Origin of the sequence: Janthinobacterium sp. (assembly GCF_009923995.1) — a bacterium.
Taxonomy (GTDB): Bacteria; Pseudomonadota; Gammaproteobacteria; order Burkholderiales; family Burkholderiaceae_D; genus Janthinobacterium.
In genome coordinates, this window is sequence record NZ_RFSK01000029.1 from 20789 (window position 1) to 38063 (window position 17275).

A 17275-nucleotide genomic window follows, 5' to 3' on the forward strand; every position below is an offset into this window, starting at 1 on the left:
TCCATAACAAATCGAGGGTGTATGCATATCAAGACAATGGCGCAAGCCGTGGGTGTTTGCCTGGCGTTGCTGGCACAGCAGGCGCAGGCGCAAGAAAGTACGGCAGGCAAGGTGGAATTTTCGCCGCTCAATGTATCGGGTGAAACCATTTCCGTGGAACAGCAGGCGCTGGAAAAACCGGGCGCCGTCAGCGCGCGCGGGCCGGATACGCGCTTGCAGACCGTGGACCAGATCCTGCGCGGCATGCCGGGCACGTTTACCCAGATCGATCCGGCGCAGGGGGCCGTCAGCGTGAATATCCGCGGCCTGTCCGGCTTTGGCCGGGTCAACACCATGATCGATGGCGTGACGCAGAATTACTATGGCAGCGCGCCATCGGAAGTGGCCCATGGCGGCGTGCCCGGCAGCCAGTTCGGCGCCCTGATCGACCCCAACTTCATCATCGGCGTGGATGTGTCGCGCGGCAATGCGGTGGGTGGCGACGGCGTCAACGCGCTGGGCGGCAGCGCCAACTTCCGCACCATCGGCGTCGATGACGTGGTGTTCGCGGGCGAGAAGGTGGGGGCGCGCACGAAGCTGTCCGCCGGCAGCAATGGCATGGGACGCAGCGCCATGCTGGCCGTGGGCATGAAGCATTCCGCCTTCGACGGCGGCAGCGTGGGCTTCATGGCGGCCACGAGCGCCAGCGTGATCGGCAACAACTACAAGAATGGCAAGGGCACGGACAGCGAGGAATTCGGCTTCGGCTACAACCGTTATTACAAGCAGAAACCGAAGTCGCAGCTGCTCAAGCTGGACCTGAAACTGAGCGACTTCCACGCGCTGGAATTGTCGGCGCGCGATTACCGCAACACGTTTACGCGCCGCGACATGCAAAGCAATGACTACTACGTAAAATACCATTACACGCCGTTTTCCGAATTGATCGACCTCAATGTGATGGCCAGCAGCAGCCGTGGCAACCAGAAATACATGCCCGAGGCGCTGACCAATTTCATCAATACCAACGCGGCCAACCGCGCCGACGCGGTGGACATCAACAACACCAGCAGCTTCAAGCTGGCGGGCGGCGACGCGCTGGTGACGGTGGGCGGCAAGCTGATGCGCAATGAATACAGCAAGCATGTGGAAAGCCTCGTCGACGATCCCGACAACCCGGATGCCAACCAGCAATCGATCGAAAACAATACCTTTGGCCCCGCCGGCAAGCAAAAGGTCGACAGCCTGTATGCGGGACTGCAATACAACCGCGGCATCTACCAGCTCAACGGGGGCCTCAATTACACGCGTTTCGAGCTGACGGGCTACAAGCCGGCCTGCGACGAGCGCGTGAAATGTTTCCCGCAAGGGGCGGCGCATATCGCGCTCAACGAGCACGGCATCAATCCCTCGCTGCTCGTCTCTGCCCAGGTGGCGCCGTGGTTCCAGCCTTTCGCCAGCGCCGAGCGCACCATGCGGGGGCCGAACCCGCAGGAGGTGTTTTTCTCGAACGACGGCGGGGCGTCGATGAACCCGTTTCTGAAGGGCGAGAAGGCGACGACGTACCAGCTGGGCTTGAATGGCAGCCTGCACGGCTTGCTGGGCGCCAATGACGCGCTGAACTTCAAGGCCCTGTATTTCAAGAGCAAGATCGACGGCTACATCACCAGCCAGTCCTTCCTCGTCTGCGACAACGGCCGCAAGTGCAATATGGCGGAAGTGATCGCCACGGACTGGGAAACCGTCGACGCGTACGTGACGAACATGTATATCTACATTAACTCGGCCACGCCCGTGCACACGCGCGGCTGGGAACTGGAAGCGCAGTACCAGCTGGGTCCGGCCTATGCGCGCCTGTCGTACACGCGTGAAAAGACCAGCCAGCCCACCTCGATCGCCAGCGCGTGGTTTGGCGCGTCCGACATCAGCGAACTGCCCAGCACGTATTACAACCTCGACGTGGGCACCCGATTGCTGGATAACAAGATGGAGCTCGGCGCCATCATCAAGCACACGGGCGCGAACCGCCGCCTGTCGCCGGACAACGAGGCCGATGCGGTGACGGGGGAAGTGACAAAGGTGGACAACCCGAAGATTCCGGCCGTGATCGACCTGTACGCCAGCTACCAGGTGACGAAAAACCTGTTCCTGCGCCTGTCGGTGCAGAATGCCATGGACAAGGATTACTCGGAAGCCCTGAACCGCCTGAATTCCATGCCCTCGCAGTCAAACGACAATACGCCGATGAGCACGGCGCGGGGCAGGACGTATGTGGCGGGGCTGGAATACCGTTTTTAAGCAAACCCAAGTGCAAATACTGGGGTCGTACCCTGAGGGTACGACCCCGGCCCTCCGCTTCGGGTTAATTAATACTCGCGCGGCGTGGTGCCGTAGTAGCTGTGGATGGTATTGACCCACGTGGTATCGGCCATGTTCGGCCAGTTGTCCGTGTCGAAGCCGGGCGCGTTTTCGATGCGTTCCTTGTCGACGTTGAGGGTGAAGCGCTTGTTGACGGTGTCGAGCAGCAGCGCTTCCCATGGCACGGCGAACAGTTTCTCGCCGATGGTGAAGACACCGCCGTGCGACATGACGGCGTAGGCAATCTTGCCGCTGCGCATGTCGATCATGATTTCCTTGATTTCGCCCAGGTGTTCATCCTTGGCGTTGTGCACGTGGTCGCCGATCAGGGTGTCCGCACCCATCAGTTCGGGGCCGGGGCCTTTGTGGCCGCGGTTGACATACATGCCGTAGGCGTCGCGTTCTTCGTAGCTCATGATAGACCTCCTGTTGAAAAATCCCAGTGTGCGGCCAGGGCGTGGCAGGGTCTGTTCGGTCTCCCACACAACATGTGGAATTGGAAATATTTCAATTATTGCCAGCATGCAATTTTGTTGTGCGTAGACCGCAGGAGAGGGATGGATAGTCGTCATTTGGCGCAAATTTCCGCGCGCGGGGAGCGCCGAAGGCGGGCTTTAGTGTATAATTTCAATTTCCCGCACGTGCCGTTCGGCACCATCTGCAATGACCAAATTTGTCTTCGTCACTGGTGGCGTTGTGTCTTCCCTTGGTAAAGGGATTGCCGCCGCCTCCCTCGCCGCGATCCTCGAATCGCGCGGCCTTAAAGTCACCATGCTCAAGCTCGACCCGTATATCAACGTCGATCCTGGCACGATGAGCCCTATGCAACACGGTGAAGTATTCGTCACCGACGACGGGGCCGAAACCGACCTCGACCTCGGTCACTACGAGCGCTTCATCTCCACCCGCATGAAAAAGGTGAATAACTTCACCACCGGCCAGATCTATGAATCGGTGATCCGCAAGGAACGCCGGGGCGAATATCTGGGCAAGACCGTGCAGGTGATTCCGCATATCACCAATGAAATCCAGGATTACATCCGCCGTGGCGCCGAAGGCTACGACGTGGCCCTGTGCGAAATCGGCGGCACCGTCGGCGATATCGAATCCCTGCCCTTCCTGGAAGCGGCACGCCAGCTGAGCCTGCGCGCCGGCCGCAAGAACACGGCCTTCGTCCACCTGACCCTGGTGCCGTACATCGCCTCGGCCGGTGAACTGAAAACCAAGCCGACCCAGCACTCGGTGCAAAAGCTGCGCGAAATCGGCATCTTGCCGAATGCGCTGCTGTGCCGCGCCGACCGCGCCATCCCGGAAGACGAGCGCGCGAAGATCTCGCTGTTCTCGAACATCGAGGAAGACGCCGTCATTTCCGTGTGGGACGTCGACACCATCTACAAAGTGCCGCAGATGCTGCACGATCAGGGCCTCGACAAGATCATCTGCGACGCGCTGGACCTCGATCCGGCACCGGCCGACCTGTCGATCTGGAGCAAGCTGATCTACACGATGGAACATCCGAAGGCGGAAGTGACCGTCGGCATGGTCGGCAAGTATGTCGAGCTGACGGAATCGTACAAGTCGCTGATCGAAGCGCTGCGCCACGCCGGCATCCACACGGAAAGCCGCGTCAACATCGAGTACATCGATTCGGAAGAAATCGAAACGACGGGCTGCGACGGCCTGGGCAAGTACGATGCCATCCTGGTACCGGGCGGCTTCGGCAAGCGCGGCGTGGAAGGCAAGATCAAGGCGGCCCAGTTTGCCCGTGAAAACAAGATCCCTTACCTGGGCATCTGCCTGGGCATGCAAGTGGCCCTGATCGAATACGCGCGCAACAAGGCTGGCATGCCGAACGCGAATTCGACCGAGTTCGACCTTGATACGGATCAACCTGTCGTTGCACTGATCAATGAGTGGCAAAACCACGATGGTAAAGTCGAGTTGCGCGATGAAAACTCGGACCTGGGCGGTACCATGCGCCTGGGCGCGCAGACCTGCGCCGTCAATCCGGGCACCCTCGCCGCCGAGATCTACGGCAGCGTGGTGACCGAGCGTCACCGCCATCGCTACGAAGCCAACAATCACTACCTGGCCCGTGTCGAAGCGGCTGGCCTGATCGTCTCGGCCCGCACGCCGAGCGAAGATTTGTGCGAGATCATGGAATTGCCACGCACGGGTGAAAATGCCCACCCATGGTATATGGGCGTGCAATACCATCCCGAGTTCAAGTCCACGCCACGCACCGGCCATCCGTTGTTTACCTCGTTCATCAAGGCAGCGCTGGCGCACAAGGAAGCCAACGCGGCCGCGGAATAACGCGGGTCGACAGCGACAGCATTACCTGAAAGACAGCTCCCGGCCCGTCAGTCTGCGCCGGGAGTTTCTTTACCCACTTTGTGCAATTGCGCATCAGAACGCAGTGTGCAGCCCTGTTACGCTTAACTTTGGAGAATGACATGAGTGCTATTGTTGATATTATCGGTCGCGAGATCCTGGACTCGCGCGGCAACCCGACCGTCGAATGCGACGTGTTGCTGGAATCGGGCGTGATGGGCCGTGCGGCCGTGCCGTCGGGTGCCTCGACCGGTTCGCGCGAAGCCGTGGAGTTGCGCGATGGCGATGCCAAGCGCTACTTCGGCAAGGGCGTGCTGCAGGCATGCGAAAACATCAATACCGAAATCTCCGAAGCCATCATGGGCCTGGACGCCAATGAACAGGCTTTCCTGGACCGTACCCTGATCGACCTGGACGGCACGGAAAACAAATCGCGCCTGGGCGCCAACGCCATCCTGGCCGTCTCCATGGCCGTCGCCAAGGCTGCCGCTGAAGAAGCGGGCTTGCCGCTGTACCGCTATTTCGGCGGTTCGGGCGCCATGCAGATGCCCGTGCCGATGATGAACGTCATCAACGGCGGCGCGCACGCCGACAACAACCTGGACATCCAGGAATTCATGATCATTCCCGTGGGCGCCCCGTCGTTCAAGGAAGCCGTCCGCTACGGCGCGGAAGTGTTCCACACGCTGAAAAAGATCCTGCACAAGAAGGGCCTGAACACCAACGTGGGCGACGAAGGCGGTTTCGCGCCATCGCTGGCCAACCATGAAGAAGCCATCAAGCTGATTATCCAGGCCATCGAAGAAGCGGGCTACGAGCCAGGCACGCAGATCGCCATCGGCCTCGATTGCGCCGCGTCCGAGTTCTACAAGAACGGCAAGTACGAAATGGAAGGCGAAGGCCTGAGCCTGACGGCCACCGAGTTCACCAACCTGCTGGCGACCTGGTGCGACAAGTACCCGATCATCTCGATCGAAGACGCGATGCACGAAGGTGACTGGGACGGCTGGGCGATCCTCACCCAGGAACTGGGCAAGAAAGTGCAACTGGTCGGCGACGACCTGTATGTCACCAACACCAAGATCCTGAAAGAAGGCATCGCGAAAGGCATCGCCAACTCGATCCTGATCAAGATCAACCAGATCGGTACCCTGACGGAAACCTTCGCCGCCATCGAAATGGCCAAGCGCGCCGGCTACACGGCCGTCATTTCGCACCGCTCGGGCGAAACGGAAGACTCGACCATCGCCGATATCGCCGTGGCTACCAACGCCCTGCAGATCAAGACGGGCTCGATGTCGCGTTCGGACCGCATGGCCAAGTACAACCAGCTGCTGCGCATCGAAGAAGACCTGGGCGACATCGCCAGCTATCCAGGACGCGATGCGTTCTATAATCTGAAGTAAGCTGTTGTAAAACCCACTGGCCGGCCGGAGATGTTCCGGCCGGTTTTTTAACTGACTACTCCATGCGCCTGATTACGCTCGCCCTGGCAGCCCTGCTGCTGTTGATTCAATTTCCCCTCTGGCTGGGCAAAGGCGGCTGGCTGCGTGTTGCCGACATGGAAGCCCAAGTGGCGGTGGCCAACAAGAAGAATGTGGAATTGAAGGCGCGCAACGCCAAGCTCGAGTCCGAAGTGCGCGACCTGAAGGATGGCACGGGCGCCGTCGAGGAGCGTGCCCGCTATGAGCTGGGCATGGTCAAACAGAATGAGATTTTCGTGCAGATCGTGCGCAAGGGCCAGACCCCGCCACTGCTGGAAACGCCGGTGGACGCTGCCGCGCCACACTAAACAACTTCATTTCCCCTTGCCAGCCTGGACCGATTGCCAGGCTGACCTGTCATCCCCGGCCGCGCGCCGCACTGCCGCGCTGCTGGCCAAGTCTGTTCCTGCAACTGCTGTACTTCTACTGCTGCACGGCCACTGCCGCGTTTGCTGCGTGACCGCCTTGCCGCTTAGCGTTCGCCCTTGCCCGTCGTGATCAGGTAAAAGCGGATAGCGGTAACGGCGACAGCAACGACCACCAGGCCGGATTCGAGTAACATCATGGGATTTCCTTGTATTTAAGTTAATTGTTGTTGCATCAGCGCCGCTGATGCAAAAATGTCCAGGGCCAGGCGCAGGCAACGCCGCCTTGGCCGGGTGTTCCGTTGGCCTAAAAAAACGTCCAGGGCCAGGCGACCAGCCGAAGACAGTACGCCAGTACGGCGAGGCGCAGGCAACGCCGCCCTGGGCGTTTTTTTAACCGCGCGAGGCCAGGAAGCGCAGCTCGGCGGCCAAGTTCGGCATCAGGTGCTCGTAGCGGTTCGCCTCCGAGTTCAGCAGGGCGATATCGCGCTGGCTGGGGCGCACGGGGCGCGTGTCGGTGTCGGCGGTGCGGCTGGCGATGACTTCCTTCTGTGCCAGGTCGCTGTACGGCTTGGAAGCGAGCAGGGCACCCAGGAAGGCGCGCGTAGCGCGGCCAAGGTTGCTGAAATAGTTATCGTCGTTCTGGTAAGTGTTGGTAAAAGTGGACATATGCCCTCCATGTATGGTCTGTTGTTGCATTGCACAATAATGGAGTTGGCGATATATGTCTAATTTCAAATTCCAATTTCAGAAATTCAAGAAACGCATAATAAGGGCGTAGCCGCCGGCCACGCCCCGAAATTAAAGTTGTTACGAAATGTTTATCCTGCGGCGATGCGTCCCAGGCCGGGATCGTCGCTGAAAAAACCGTCCAGTCCCGTCTCGATGTAGCGGCGCATTTCCGCCACGGAACCGGCCTCGTTGCGCGCGTTTTCGCCATTGCCATCGCGGAAGTCCGCCGCCAGGAAACGGTTTTCCGGGCGGAAGGTCCACGTGTGCAGCAGCAAGCCCGCCTGGTGCGCATCGTCGACGATGGAAGAGGGCGCGGCCAGGCGCTGGTCGGCGCCCAGCGGGATGACGCCCCGCGTGGGCGGCGCCACCACGTCCGCGTAGGCGGCGATGTCGCGCAGGCCGGCTGGCGTCGTCATCTGGCCGAAGGTCAGCTTGCCGCCCGCCTTGGCCACGTCCATGGGGCGCACGTCGCCGCCCACCACCAGCTGCATCAGCCGCACGTTGGCGCGCCGTCCCAGCTTCTCGCGCAGATATTTTAAATTCGCCACTTCGAAGGACTGGATCTCGATGGGGGCGCGGCGCGTGTACTCGTGCGCCAGCATGGTCGAGAGGAAACGTTCTTCCAGCGCCAGGCCCGCATCGCGGAAATACGTGGAGCTTTTCAGCTCCGGCACGAGGCCGATGACGCGGCCGCTGGCGGCTGATTGCGCTGCAACAAAATCGATGATTTCTTCCCATGTCGGGATCTGGAATTGTCCATCGTACAAGGTGTTGCCGGTACGCACTTTCGGCAGCCGTTCGATGGCGCGCAGGGTCTTCAGTTCCGCCAGGGTGAAGTCGTCGACGAACCAGCCTTCGTGCCATTCGCCATCGACCATCTTCCTGCCGCGCCGGCTGGCGAATTCGGCACGGCGCGCCACATCGGTGGTGTCGACCAGGTTGCTTTCATGGCGCGCCACCAGGATGCCGTCGCGCGTGGCGACCAGGTCCGGCTCCACGTAGTCGGCGCCGTCGAGGATGGCCTTGGCGTACGACGCCAGCGTGTGTTCGGGGCGCAGGGCGCTGGCGCCCCGGTGGGCGAAGACGAGCGGGCGCGAAGGGGGCGTGGCCAGCAGGCCGGCGGCAAAGCCGGGCGCGGCGGCCAGGGCCAGGCCGCCGGCGGCCGCCTGGACGAAGCTGCGGCGCGAAAAATGCCGTTGCGGGAGGATGGGCGCGCGCATCAGAAGTCCGCCGTCAGGGTGAGGAAGCCCTGGCGCGGGGCGATGGGGAAGGTGTTGTACGTCTTGTCGGCCGCGCCCACCACCACGTTCAAGGCGCCTTCGCGGTTGGCCAGGTTGCTGACGTTGAGTCTCCAGCGCGGGTTCTTCAGCCAGCGGGCCATGGCCGGCAGCTTGCCCGACACGCCCAGGCCCATGAGGAAATAGCTGGGCACGGACAGGTCGTTGGTGTACGTCGCGTAGCGCTTGCCCACATAGTCTCCGATCAGCTGGAATTCCACGTCGCCAAAGGTTGCCGAGGCCACGAACTTGTTCAGCCATTCCGGCGAACCGGGCACGTTCTTGCCCGCCGTCAATACCAGCGCGGCGCCATTGTTGTAATTGTCCGCGTACTGCGAGCGGTTGTACGACAGGGCATTGTAGAACGAGAAGTTATTGCCGAAGTGCACGGTACCGGCGATGTCGATGCCATCCGTGCGCACGCTGCCCACGTTGGCCAGCACGGGGTTGCCGCCAATGATGGAGGAAATCACCGGCGTTGGGCTGATCTGCAGCAAGCGGTTGCTGAAATCGACGTGGTAGACGTTGACCTGGCCATCGATGGCCGTGATGGCGCCCAGATTCAAGGGATGGCTGCCGCGCACGCCCACTTCATAGGTGAGGGCCGTTTCCGGCTTGGCGTCGCGCTTGAACAAATCAAAAGCGGCCTGGCTCGACAAACTCCACGGCGAGGCGCCGCCGCCGCCGTAGGTGACGAACTGGCGCATGTTCTTCTGGATGTTGAAGTACAGCTGGTCCTGTGGCGTGACATCCCAGCGCGCGCCCACTTGCGGCAAGAACCATTTTTTCGTGTTGATGGTGCCGACCGGCAAGGCCGTCGAACCGCCCGCGATGGCGCCCAGGGCCGGCTGCACGGGGAATTGCCCGTCGGCAAACTGGAGGCTGGACTTGAAACCGGCCTGCAGGGCGACGTCGGGACGGATGCGCCACTCGTCCTGCAGGTGCAGCTGCACCACCTTGTTGTCGATCTCGCTGCCGTACTGCGTGATCAAAGGATTGCTGGGGCGGTCATACGGCGACGTGGGGTTGTTCACGTCCAGCGCATACCAGCGGCGGTAGGCCGACGAGCGGTTCTGTTCCAGCCACAGGCCCGCTTCCAGCTGGTGCTCGCCGATTTCCTTGCGCAAGGTGGAAAGGAGGCCGCCGCGCTTGATGTCGTATTCCGTCGTGCGCACGGCATAGCCCGAGTTGCCGAACACCTGCTTCAGGTTCTGCTTCGGGTAGTACACGCTAAACAGGCCAGGCAAGCCGGCGACGCCGATGGGGCCGGCCACCACGCCCGCGCCGTCATCCTTGTGGTAATACACCTGGTTGGACCACGTCGTGCCTTCGCCCAGGTTGGCGTCGAACTTGGCGTAGGCCAGGTAATCCGTGCGCTGCGCATCGCTGTAGTAATTGCGGTAGTTGTTGCCATCCGCGGCCGGCGTGGCGCCCGTCGGCGACAGGTAATTCAGGGCCGCCTTGAAGTCCGGATACAGGAAGGGGCGCGTGTACGGCGCGCTCGTCTCGCCCGCCACATGCACGGTGCTGTCTTCGTTCGGCTCGATCTTGTCCGAGTAATTGAAGAACAGGGTCAGCTTGCCCGCCTCGCTGCGGTTGACATATTTTGCGTTGAACTGGTCGCCGCCCTGGCGCGCATCGAAGTCCCAGGCGCGCGCTTCGTGGTGCAGGATGGAAAAATAGGCGCTGCTGCCGTCGCCGAAGGCGCCCGTGTCATAGCGGGCAAACGTGCGCGAGGTGCGGTGGCTGCCCACGGTCTGCTGCACGCTGGCGCCCTGCGTGGCCAGCGGGTCGCTGGAATAGGTTTCGATGGTGCCGCCCAGGTTGCTCGTCGAGGCCGTGGCCAGGTCGCCCGCGCCCGAGGACAGCACGACGCTGCGCACGTTTTCGCTGATGACGGCGCGCTGCGGCGACAGGCCGTTGTAGTTGCCGTACTGCTGGTCGCCCAGCGGCACGCCATCCATGGTGTAGCCGAGTTGCTGGCCAGAAAATCCGTGCACGAACAGCGACAGGTTCTGTTCATTGTTGCCCCATGGGTCGGCCGTCTGGAAGCTGACGCCGGGCAAGGTTTGCAGGGCTTTCAGGGGATTCGTGCCGGGCAGGATTTTCTGGATTTCATTCTTGCTTAGGGCGACCGAGGAGCGCGTCTTGCGCGAGGAAATCTCCACGGTGGCCATCGGCGCATTGTCGTCGGCGGCAGGAGCGGGTGCGGCCATGTCGGTGGCGGCGGACGCCACGGCGGCGGCCACGGCCGTTTGCGCCAGCGCGGGCAGCGACAGGCCCGCGGCGCAGGCGCCCAGCAGAACGTGGAAGGAATGGCGGCGCAGGGCCAGCGTCAAGTGGGGTGTCATCATCAGCCTGTGGAAAGTGGGAAGAAATACAAGCTGCGCAGCGTAACGGCGCGCCGTGACGGGCTGATGACGAACTGATGACGGGAAGATGACAGCAAAAACAATTGCGCCGCCTCAAGGGCGGCGCGGACGATTCATTGCGAAAGTGTAATGATCAGTTGATGCTGGCGGCTGGCGGAATCAGCACTTCGGCCGGCGCGTCCGTGACGAACAGCTGCGCGCAATCGACCTTGTCGAAATCATAGTGCTGGCCGCAGAAATCGCAGTTCACGCCCACGTGGCCGATCTCTTCCAGGGTGCTGTTGACTTCTTCCTCGCCCAGCATCTTGAGCATATTGCCCACTTTTTCACGGGTGCAAGTGCAGTGGAAGCTCGGGTGCAGGGGATCGAAGACGCGGATCGTTTCTTCCCAGAACAAACGCTGCATCAGGGTGTCGATGTCCGTGGCGAGGATTTCTTCCTCTTTCAGGGTCGATGCCAGCATCACGGCACGGTTCCACGTGTCGAGCGCATCCTCTTCCGAGACGGGCGTCGCTTCTGCCTTGCCGCCATGGTGGGGCAGCTTTTGCAGCAGCAGGCCGCGCGAGACGGTGTCGTCCGTGGCCAGCCACAAACGCGTGTCGAGCTGTTCCGAACGCAGCATGTAGTTTTCGATGACGGTCGCCATGTCGTCGCCGTCCAGCGGCACGATGCCCTGGTAGGGCTGCTGGCCCGGCACCTTGTCGGCCGGGTCCAGGGTGATGATGAAGCGGCCCTTGCCCGTGGCGTTGAGCAGCTGCGGCACGGTGGCGCCATCGGCGATGGCGGCGTCCGGGTCCAGCTTGGCCGTGGCGCGCAGGCGCAGGTCGGAATCGCACTCGACGACCATCAGGCGCACGGGACCGTCACCGTGGATCTGCATGATGATGGAACCGTTGAATTTCAGGTTGGCCGACAGCAGGGCGGCGGCGGCGACCATTTCGCCCAGGACTTTTTTCACGGCCAGCGGGTAGGCGTGGCGCGACACCACTTCCTGCCACGTGTGGGAAACGTCGATGAACTGGCCGCGCACGGCGGCGTTGTCGAAAATAAATTTTTGCAGGGTGTCCTGGGCCGGGGTGGCGGCGCTGACGGTGCCCGTCGTTTCAGTCGTCATTCTTTTATCCAATCTTCTTGAGTTGCGTATTAAATAGCTGGCCGCGTTGCACATAAGTGACGGCGTTGCCTTGTAGCCTGGTGATATCGTCTGCCGTCAGGGTCCGCACGGCTTTTGCCGGCGAGCCGAGGATCAGCATATTGTCGGGAAATTCCTTGCCTTCCGTGACCAGGGCGCCTGCGCCCACGAGGCAGCCCTTGCCGATCTTCGCGCCATTCAGGATCACGGCCTGGATGCCGACGAGGGCGCCATCGCCGATGGTGCATCCGTGCAACATTGCCTGATGGCCAATGGTCACGTTCGATCCGATGTCCAGCGGGTAGCCCGGGTCCGTGTGCAGCACGGCGCCTTCCTGCACATTGCTGTTGTCGCCCACGGTGATGCGTTCATTGTCGCCGCGGATGGTGGCGCCGAACCATACGGAACTGTTGGCGCCCAGGGTCACCTTGCCGATCACGTTGGCCGTGTCGGCAACAAAAGCGGAAGCATCAATCTGCGGCGCATGGTCGCCCAATTGGTAGAGTGTCATCGTCAGCCCGTGGCGGTGGTGGAAGCGCCGGGCAGGGCCGGACGCGGAAGCATTGCTTTGTTTTGCCTTGTTACCGGCGCTATTTTACGCTGTTGCGAGGCAAGTCCTACTGCCGACCGCCGATCCGGTATAATTATCGAACGGTCGTACTTTTATCTGTGCCTTAATTCAGGCGCAGCAACACAGACACAGCATGTGGCGCCATCGGCGCCACTTTCAAGGCAGGCATCCGATGAAACCCATGAAACTTTCCCGTTCCGAATTCATCACCATCCGCGGCGCCCGCACGCACGTGCGCCACTGGGGCCGCGAAGGCGCACCCATCCTGTTCATGGTGCACGGCTGGATGGACGTGGCCGCGTCGTTCCAGTTCGTCGTCGACGAGCTGGCGGGCGACTGGCACGTGATCGCGCCCGACTGGCGCGGCTTTGGCCTGAGCGACTACACGCAGTCCGACACCTACTGGTTCCCCGACTACCTGGCCGACCTCGATGCCATGCTGCAGCACTATTCGCCGCACGCTCCCGTCAACCTGCTGGGCCACAGCATGGGCGCCAACGTGGCGGGCCTGTACGCGGGCGTGCGCCCGGAGCGCATCGCCAGATTCATCAACCTGGAAGGCTTCGGCATGATGGCAACGCAGCCGGAGCAGGCGCCGGGGCGTTACGCCAAGTGGCTGGACGAATTGCGCGAGCCGCCCGTCATGCGCAGCTATCCCTCGCAGCGGGCCGTGGCCGAGCGCCTGCAAAAGACCAATCCGCGCCTGCCCGACGCGCGCGCCGCCTTCCTGGCCGAACACTGGTCGGCGCAGAACGAGGCGGGCGAGTGGGATATCCTGGGCGACCCGCAGCACAAGCGCGTCAATCCCATCCTGTATCAGGTGGAAGAAGTCATGGCGTGCTGGCGCCGCATCACGGCGCCCGTGCTGTGGGTGGAAGCCGACGATACGAATATGTGGCAGTGGATGGGGCCAAAGGAAGAGGCGCGCATCGAGATCGACCGCCGCTTGCGCTGCATCAAGGATGTGCGTTGCGAAATGATGCAGGACGCGGGCCACATGCTGCACCACGACCAGCCGGCCGCGCTGGCGCGCCTGGTGGAAGCCTTCCTGCTGGCCTGACTGCGCAAGCGCAACTGTATCGCTAACGCGACTTCCTTATTTGACAGGCAGCGTACAATGAAAACTTCTTCCATGCTGAGCCCGTGCAGGGTATTGTTTTCACATGCTTAAAGTCGACCTGCATTGTCATTCGAATATCTCCGACGGCGTGCTGTCTCCCGCCGCCGTGGCCGCGCACGCCCGCAAGGCGGGCGTGGACGTGTGGGCGCTGACCGACCACGATGAAGTGTCGGGCATCGCCGCCGCGCGCACGGCCGCGCTGGACCTGGGCATGCGCTTCGTGGCCGGCGTGGAAATTTCCATCACCTGGGCCGGCGAGACCGTGCACATCGTCGGCCTGCAGGTCGATGAAGCCAATCCTGGCCTGGTACAAGGCTTGCACCGGACGCGTTCCGGGCGCGACGCGCGCGGCCGCGAGATCGCCCGCCAGCTGGACCTGGCCGGCATTCCCGACGCCTATGAGGGCGCGCTGAAATTCGTCGGCAACCCGGACCTGATGTCGCGCACGCACTTCGCCCGCTACATCGTGGAAACGGGCAAATGTGCGAACATTCCCGACGTGTTCAAGAAATACCTGTCGGAAGGCAAGCCGGGCTACGTGGAACACCGCTGGGCCACCCTGGCCGAAGCCGTGGGCTGGATACGCGGCGCGGGCGGCGTGGCCGTCATCGCCCATCCGGGCCGCTACCGCTTCAGCTACACGGCGCAGGGCGTGCTGTTCGATGAATTCAAGCAACTCGGCGGCGTGGCCATCGAAGTCGTCACGGGCAGCCACAGCCCCGACCAGTACCCGGAATACGCGCGCCTGGCGAACGACTACGGCTTCCTCGCCTCGCGCGGCACGGACTTCCATGCGCCGGGCGAGTCGCGCGTGGACTTTGCCATGCTGCCGCCATTGCCAGCCAACGTCACGCCCATCTGGCACGACTGGTTTTAGCCTGCAGCCAGGCAAATCTGCTGCGCGGCGCGACTTGCGGCCGGCGATGCTCACTGTGCTTTAGCACAGCTGCGCTTCTCGGCCACAATTCACATCCGCTCGCGACGATTTTCCTGGCTGCCGATGCGCCGGAGTGTCGCCATTTCGCCATGGCGGCTTGAAAATGTGCCTGCCGGTACTTATCTTTTCGTTATTCTTGTCATATATAGTCACCTGGAGCCATCGCCCATGAAACGTATCGTCCTCTTTATCGCCACCAACCTGGCCGTGATGCTGGTGCTGTCCCTCGTCCTCAGTCTGCTGGGCGTGGGTAATCCTGCGCGCGGCAGTACCTTGAATCTGGGCAGCCTGATGGTGTTTTCGCTGGTGGTCGGTTTCACGGGATCGATCTTTTCGCTGCTGATCAGCAAGCCGATGGCCAAGTGGAGCACGGGCGCGCGCGTCATCGACAACCCGACCTCGTCGACGGAGTTGTGGCTGGTCAATACCGTGCGGGCCCTGTCCGAGCGGGCCGGCATCGGCATGCCGGAAGTGGCCGTCTACGAGGGCGATGCGAATGCGTTTGCCACGGGCGCCTTCAAGAATTCGGCGCTGGTGGCCGTCTCCACCGGCTTGCTGCAAAGCATGAACCGCGATGAAGTGGAAGCCGTGCTGGGCCACGAGATCGCCCACGTCGCCAATGGTGACATGGTGACATTGACCCTGATCCAGGGCGTGGTGAATACCTTCGTCGTCTTCATGGCCCGCGTGGTGGGTTTCTTTGTGGATAATGTATTGCTGAAAAATAACAACCGCGAAGGCGGCGGGCGCGGCATCGGCTACTTCGTGACCGTCATGGTGTGCGAAGTGATCTTCGGCCTGCTCGCCTCCATCATCGTGGCCTGGTTCTCGCGCCAGCGCGAATTCCGCGCCGACGCGGGCTCGGCCAAGCTGCTGGGCAGCCCCACGCCGATGATGCATGCGCTGGCCCGCCTGGGCGGCGTGCAGCCGGGCGAACTGCCCCAATCGATGCAGGCGCTGGGCATCAGCGGCGGCAATGGCGGCTGGGGCGCCCTGTTCGCCACCCATCCGCCGATCGAGCAGCGCATCGCGGCCCTGCGCGGCGTGCAATAATGACAATCAGTGTCCATCATTCAGAACGCATAAAATGAGTCAATTTTTCCAGATCCACCCCGACAATCCGCAATTGCGCCTGATCAAGCAGGCGGCGCAGATCATCCAGTCCGGCGGCGTCGTGGCCCTGCCCACGGATTCCTGCTACGCGCTCGTGTGCCAGCTGGACGACAAGGGCGCCGTCGAACGCCTGCGCCGCATCCGTGGCGTGGATGAAAAGCATCACCTGACCCTGCTGTGCCGCGACTTGAGCGAGCTGGGCGTGTACGCGCGCGTCGACAACCGCCAGTTCCGCCTGCTCAAGGCGGCCACGCCGGGCGCCTACACCTTCATTCTGGAAGCGACGAAGGAAGTGCCGCGCCGCCTCAGCCACCCCTCGCGCAAGACCATCGGCCTGCGCGTGCCGCAGCACCGCATCGTGCAATGCCTGCTGGAAGAGCTGGGCCAGCCCCTGCTGGGCGCCACCCTGACCCTGCCGGGCGACGAAGAGAGCCTGACGGATGCGGACACCATCCGCGAACGGCTGGAAAAGCTTGTCGACCTGATCATCGACGGCGGCGTCTGCGCGCACGGCCCCAGCACCGTGATCGACCTGACGGGGCCGGAGCCGGAAGTGGTGCGCGTGGGACGCGGCGACCCGGCCGCGCTGGGCCTGTAGGCGATGGCATTTACCTGTCTTTACACCACCTGAAAAAACCGTGGCGCGCGGAGGCAAGTTGTGGCCAGGAAGCGCCGGCGTACAGTACGGGGGGCGCCATGCCGCTGCACATCGCAGGCCGCAGATCGCGGCACGCAGCAGGTTTTGACAGGTGTTCTTAATGGCAACATAAGAAAGAGGCTCCGGTGCCTCTGGTAGAATCGCGGTCATGAGCGATTTCAATACGATAGTCCAGACCGTTGCGGTGTACCTGGTACCGGTGCTGTTTGCCATTTCCCTGCACGAGGCGGCGCATGGCTATGCCGCCCGTTATTTCGGCGATCCCACGGCCTCGAACGAGGGCCGCCTGAGCCTCAATCCCATCCGGCATATCGATCCTTTCGGCACGATATTGCTGCCCTTGATGCTGTATTTTACGATCCAGGTGCCGTTCGGCTATGCCAAGCCCGTGCCCGTCGATTTCAGCCGGTTGCGCAATCCGAAGAAGCAGATGGCCTGGGTGGCGTTTGCCGGCCCCGGCGCCAATTTCGCCATGGGCCTGGGCTGGATGATCGCCTTCGTCGTCCTCAGCGTGCTGCCGCCGACGGAAATGGGCATGTTTTTCCGCAAGATGGCCGGCGCCGGCGTCAGCGTCAATGCGGCCATGTTCGTCTTCAACCTGATTCCCGTGCCACCGCTCGACGGCGGGCGCATCATGACGGGCCTGCTGCCGATGCAGCTGGCGCGTCCCTACGCCAGCATCGAACGCTACAGCCTGTATGTCTTCGGCGCCCTGGTGCTGCTGATGTACACGGGCATCTTGAATCGCGTCTTGCTGGCGGCAATCGAATTTGTCATTGGCATTTTTGTCACGCTGGTCACTCCCCTGACCGCCATATTGACCTGATGCACGTAAATAACTGA

The 17275-nt window shown here is 62.1% G+C and carries 15 protein-coding genes; 9 read left to right on the plus strand and 6 right to left on the minus strand.

The window, feature by feature from the left end; translation table 11 throughout:
* The first annotated feature begins 21 nt into the window (after nucleotides 1–21).
* Nucleotides 22–2277 carry a TonB-dependent receptor gene (locus EBS11_RS15515; protein ID WP_290604092.1) on the plus strand — a complete coding sequence of 752 codons (2256 nt, stop codon included), beginning with the start codon at nucleotides 22–24 and terminating at the stop codon, nucleotides 2275–2277.
* Nucleotides 2278–2345: 68 nt separating this feature from the next.
* Here EBS11_RS15515 and EBS11_RS15520 read toward each other — a convergent pair whose 3' ends face one another.
* The gene (locus tag EBS11_RS15520) at nucleotides 2346–2753 is read right to left on the minus strand and encodes a PRC-barrel domain-containing protein (RefSeq protein WP_290604094.1); all 408 of its coding nucleotides are present in this window, start codon (nucleotides 2751–2753) and stop codon (nucleotides 2346–2348) included.
* Nucleotides 2754–3000: 247 nt separating this feature from the next.
* On the opposite strand from EBS11_RS15520, the gene EBS11_RS15525 reads away from it, so the two are divergent.
* The 3 genes from EBS11_RS15525 (at nucleotide 3001) to ftsB (ending at nucleotide 6463) form a co-directional block, all read left to right on the plus strand.
* Entirely contained in the window at nucleotides 3001–4653 is a 1653-nt protein-coding gene (locus tag EBS11_RS15525) for a CTP synthase (protein WP_071322477.1), read from the plus strand.
* A gap of 140 nt (nucleotides 4654–4793) precedes the next feature.
* Nucleotides 4794–6077: a phosphopyruvate hydratase gene (gene eno / locus EBS11_RS15530; protein WP_099375039.1), complete on the plus strand. Its 1284-nt coding sequence runs from the start codon at nucleotides 4794–4796 to the stop codon at nucleotides 6075–6077.
* A 62-nt stretch (nucleotides 6078–6139) separates the two neighbouring features.
* The gene (gene ftsB / locus EBS11_RS15535) at nucleotides 6140–6463 is read left to right on the plus strand and encodes a cell division protein FtsB (RefSeq protein ID WP_010400534.1); all 324 of its coding nucleotides are present in this window, start codon (nucleotides 6140–6142) and stop codon (nucleotides 6461–6463) included.
* Nucleotides 6464–6913: 450 nt separating this feature from the next.
* Here ftsB and EBS11_RS15540 read toward each other — a convergent pair whose 3' ends face one another.
* From EBS11_RS15540 to EBS11_RS15560, 5 genes are all read right to left on the minus strand, one after another.
* Nucleotides 6914–7189: a hypothetical protein gene (locus tag EBS11_RS15540; protein ID WP_290604101.1), complete on the minus strand. Its 276-nt coding sequence runs from the start codon at nucleotides 7187–7189 to the stop codon at nucleotides 6914–6916.
* Between the two features lie 152 nt (nucleotides 7190–7341).
* Nucleotides 7342–8472, minus strand: coding sequence for a glycerophosphodiester phosphodiesterase (locus EBS11_RS15545; protein WP_290604103.1), 1131 nt, complete (start codon nucleotides 8470–8472; stop codon nucleotides 7342–7344).
* Nucleotides 8472–10883: a TonB-dependent receptor gene (locus tag EBS11_RS15550; RefSeq protein WP_290604104.1), complete on the minus strand. Its 2412-nt coding sequence runs from the start codon at nucleotides 10881–10883 to the stop codon at nucleotides 8472–8474. The genes EBS11_RS15545 and EBS11_RS15550 overlap by 1 nt, the downstream gene beginning before the upstream one ends.
* Before the next feature lie 151 nt (nucleotides 10884–11034).
* Entirely contained in the window at nucleotides 11035–12015 is a 981-nt protein-coding gene (hslO, locus tag EBS11_RS15555) for an Hsp33 family molecular chaperone HslO (RefSeq protein ID WP_290604106.1), read from the minus strand.
* Nucleotides 12016–12019: 4 nt separating this feature from the next.
* Nucleotides 12020–12544: a gamma carbonic anhydrase family protein gene (locus EBS11_RS15560; RefSeq protein ID WP_290604108.1), complete on the minus strand. Its 525-nt coding sequence runs from the start codon at nucleotides 12542–12544 to the stop codon at nucleotides 12020–12022.
* Nucleotides 12545–12785: 241 nt separating this feature from the next.
* Between EBS11_RS15560 and EBS11_RS15565 the strand changes: the two genes are divergently transcribed.
* The 5 genes from EBS11_RS15565 (at nucleotide 12786) to EBS11_RS15585 (ending at nucleotide 17258) form a co-directional block, all read left to right on the plus strand.
* Nucleotides 12786–13664 carry an alpha/beta hydrolase gene (locus EBS11_RS15565; protein WP_290604110.1) on the plus strand — a complete coding sequence of 293 codons (879 nt, stop codon included), beginning with the start codon at nucleotides 12786–12788 and terminating at the stop codon, nucleotides 13662–13664.
* Nucleotides 13665–13767: 103 nt separating this feature from the next.
* Nucleotides 13768–14601 (plus strand): 3',5'-nucleoside bisphosphate phosphatase, encoded by an 834-nt coding sequence (locus tag EBS11_RS15570; RefSeq protein WP_290604112.1) that lies wholly within the window; start codon nucleotides 13768–13770, stop codon nucleotides 14599–14601.
* 228 nt (nucleotides 14602–14829) lie between these two features.
* Nucleotides 14830–15714 carry a protease HtpX gene (htpX, locus tag EBS11_RS15575; RefSeq protein ID WP_290604114.1) on the plus strand — a complete coding sequence of 295 codons (885 nt, stop codon included), beginning with the start codon at nucleotides 14830–14832 and terminating at the stop codon, nucleotides 15712–15714.
* 34 nt (nucleotides 15715–15748) lie between these two features.
* Entirely contained in the window at nucleotides 15749–16372 is a 624-nt protein-coding gene (locus tag EBS11_RS15580) for an L-threonylcarbamoyladenylate synthase (protein ID WP_290604116.1), read from the plus strand.
* A 208-nt stretch (nucleotides 16373–16580) separates the two neighbouring features.
* Nucleotides 16581–17258: a site-2 protease family protein gene (locus EBS11_RS15585; protein WP_290604118.1), complete on the plus strand. Its 678-nt coding sequence runs from the start codon at nucleotides 16581–16583 to the stop codon at nucleotides 17256–17258.
* The last annotated feature ends 17 nt before the right edge of the window (nucleotides 17259–17275 follow it).

Bases quoted from the DNA above. Each gene is read 5' to 3' on its own strand.
- ftsB (WP_010400534.1), top strand. From the start codon at position 6,140: ATGCGCCTGATTACGCTCGCCCTGGCAGCCCTGCTGCTGTTGATTCAA.
- EBS11_RS15525 (WP_071322477.1), top strand. From the start codon at position 3,001: ATGACCAAATTTGTCTTCGTCACTGGTGGCGTTGTGTCTTCCCTTGGT.
- EBS11_RS15570 (WP_290604112.1), top strand. From the start codon at position 13,768: ATGCTTAAAGTCGACCTGCATTGTCATTCGAATATCTCCGACGGCGTG.
- EBS11_RS15580 (WP_290604116.1), top strand. From the start codon at position 15,749: ATGAGTCAATTTTTCCAGATCCACCCCGACAATCCGCAATTGCGCCTG.
- eno (WP_099375039.1), top strand. From the start codon at position 4,794: ATGAGTGCTATTGTTGATATTATCGGTCGCGAGATCCTGGACTCGCGC.
- EBS11_RS15545 (WP_290604103.1), bottom strand. From the start codon at position 8,472: ATGCGCGCGCCCATCCTCCCGCAACGGCATTTTTCGCGCCGCAGCTTC.
- EBS11_RS15550 (WP_290604104.1), bottom strand. From the start codon at position 10,883: ATGATGACACCCCACTTGACGCTGGCCCTGCGCCGCCATTCCTTCCAC.
- EBS11_RS15540 (WP_290604101.1), bottom strand. From the start codon at position 7,189: ATGTCCACTTTTACCAACACTTACCAGAACGACGATAACTATTTCAGC.
- htpX (WP_290604114.1), top strand. From the start codon at position 14,830: ATGAAACGTATCGTCCTCTTTATCGCCACCAACCTGGCCGTGATGCTG.
- EBS11_RS15565 (WP_290604110.1), top strand. From the start codon at position 12,786: ATGAAACTTTCCCGTTCCGAATTCATCACCATCCGCGGCGCCCGCACG.
- EBS11_RS15520 (WP_290604094.1), bottom strand. From the start codon at position 2,753: ATGAGCTACGAAGAACGCGACGCCTACGGCATGTATGTCAACCGCGGC.
- EBS11_RS15560 (WP_290604108.1), bottom strand. From the start codon at position 12,544: ATGACACTCTACCAATTGGGCGACCATGCGCCGCAGATTGATGCTTCC.
- EBS11_RS15515 (WP_290604092.1), top strand. From the start codon at position 22: ATGCATATCAAGACAATGGCGCAAGCCGTGGGTGTTTGCCTGGCGTTG.
- hslO (WP_290604106.1), bottom strand. From the start codon at position 12,015: ATGACGACTGAAACGACGGGCACCGTCAGCGCCGCCACCCCGGCCCAG.
- EBS11_RS15585 (WP_290604118.1), top strand. From the start codon at position 16,581: ATGAGCGATTTCAATACGATAGTCCAGACCGTTGCGGTGTACCTGGTA.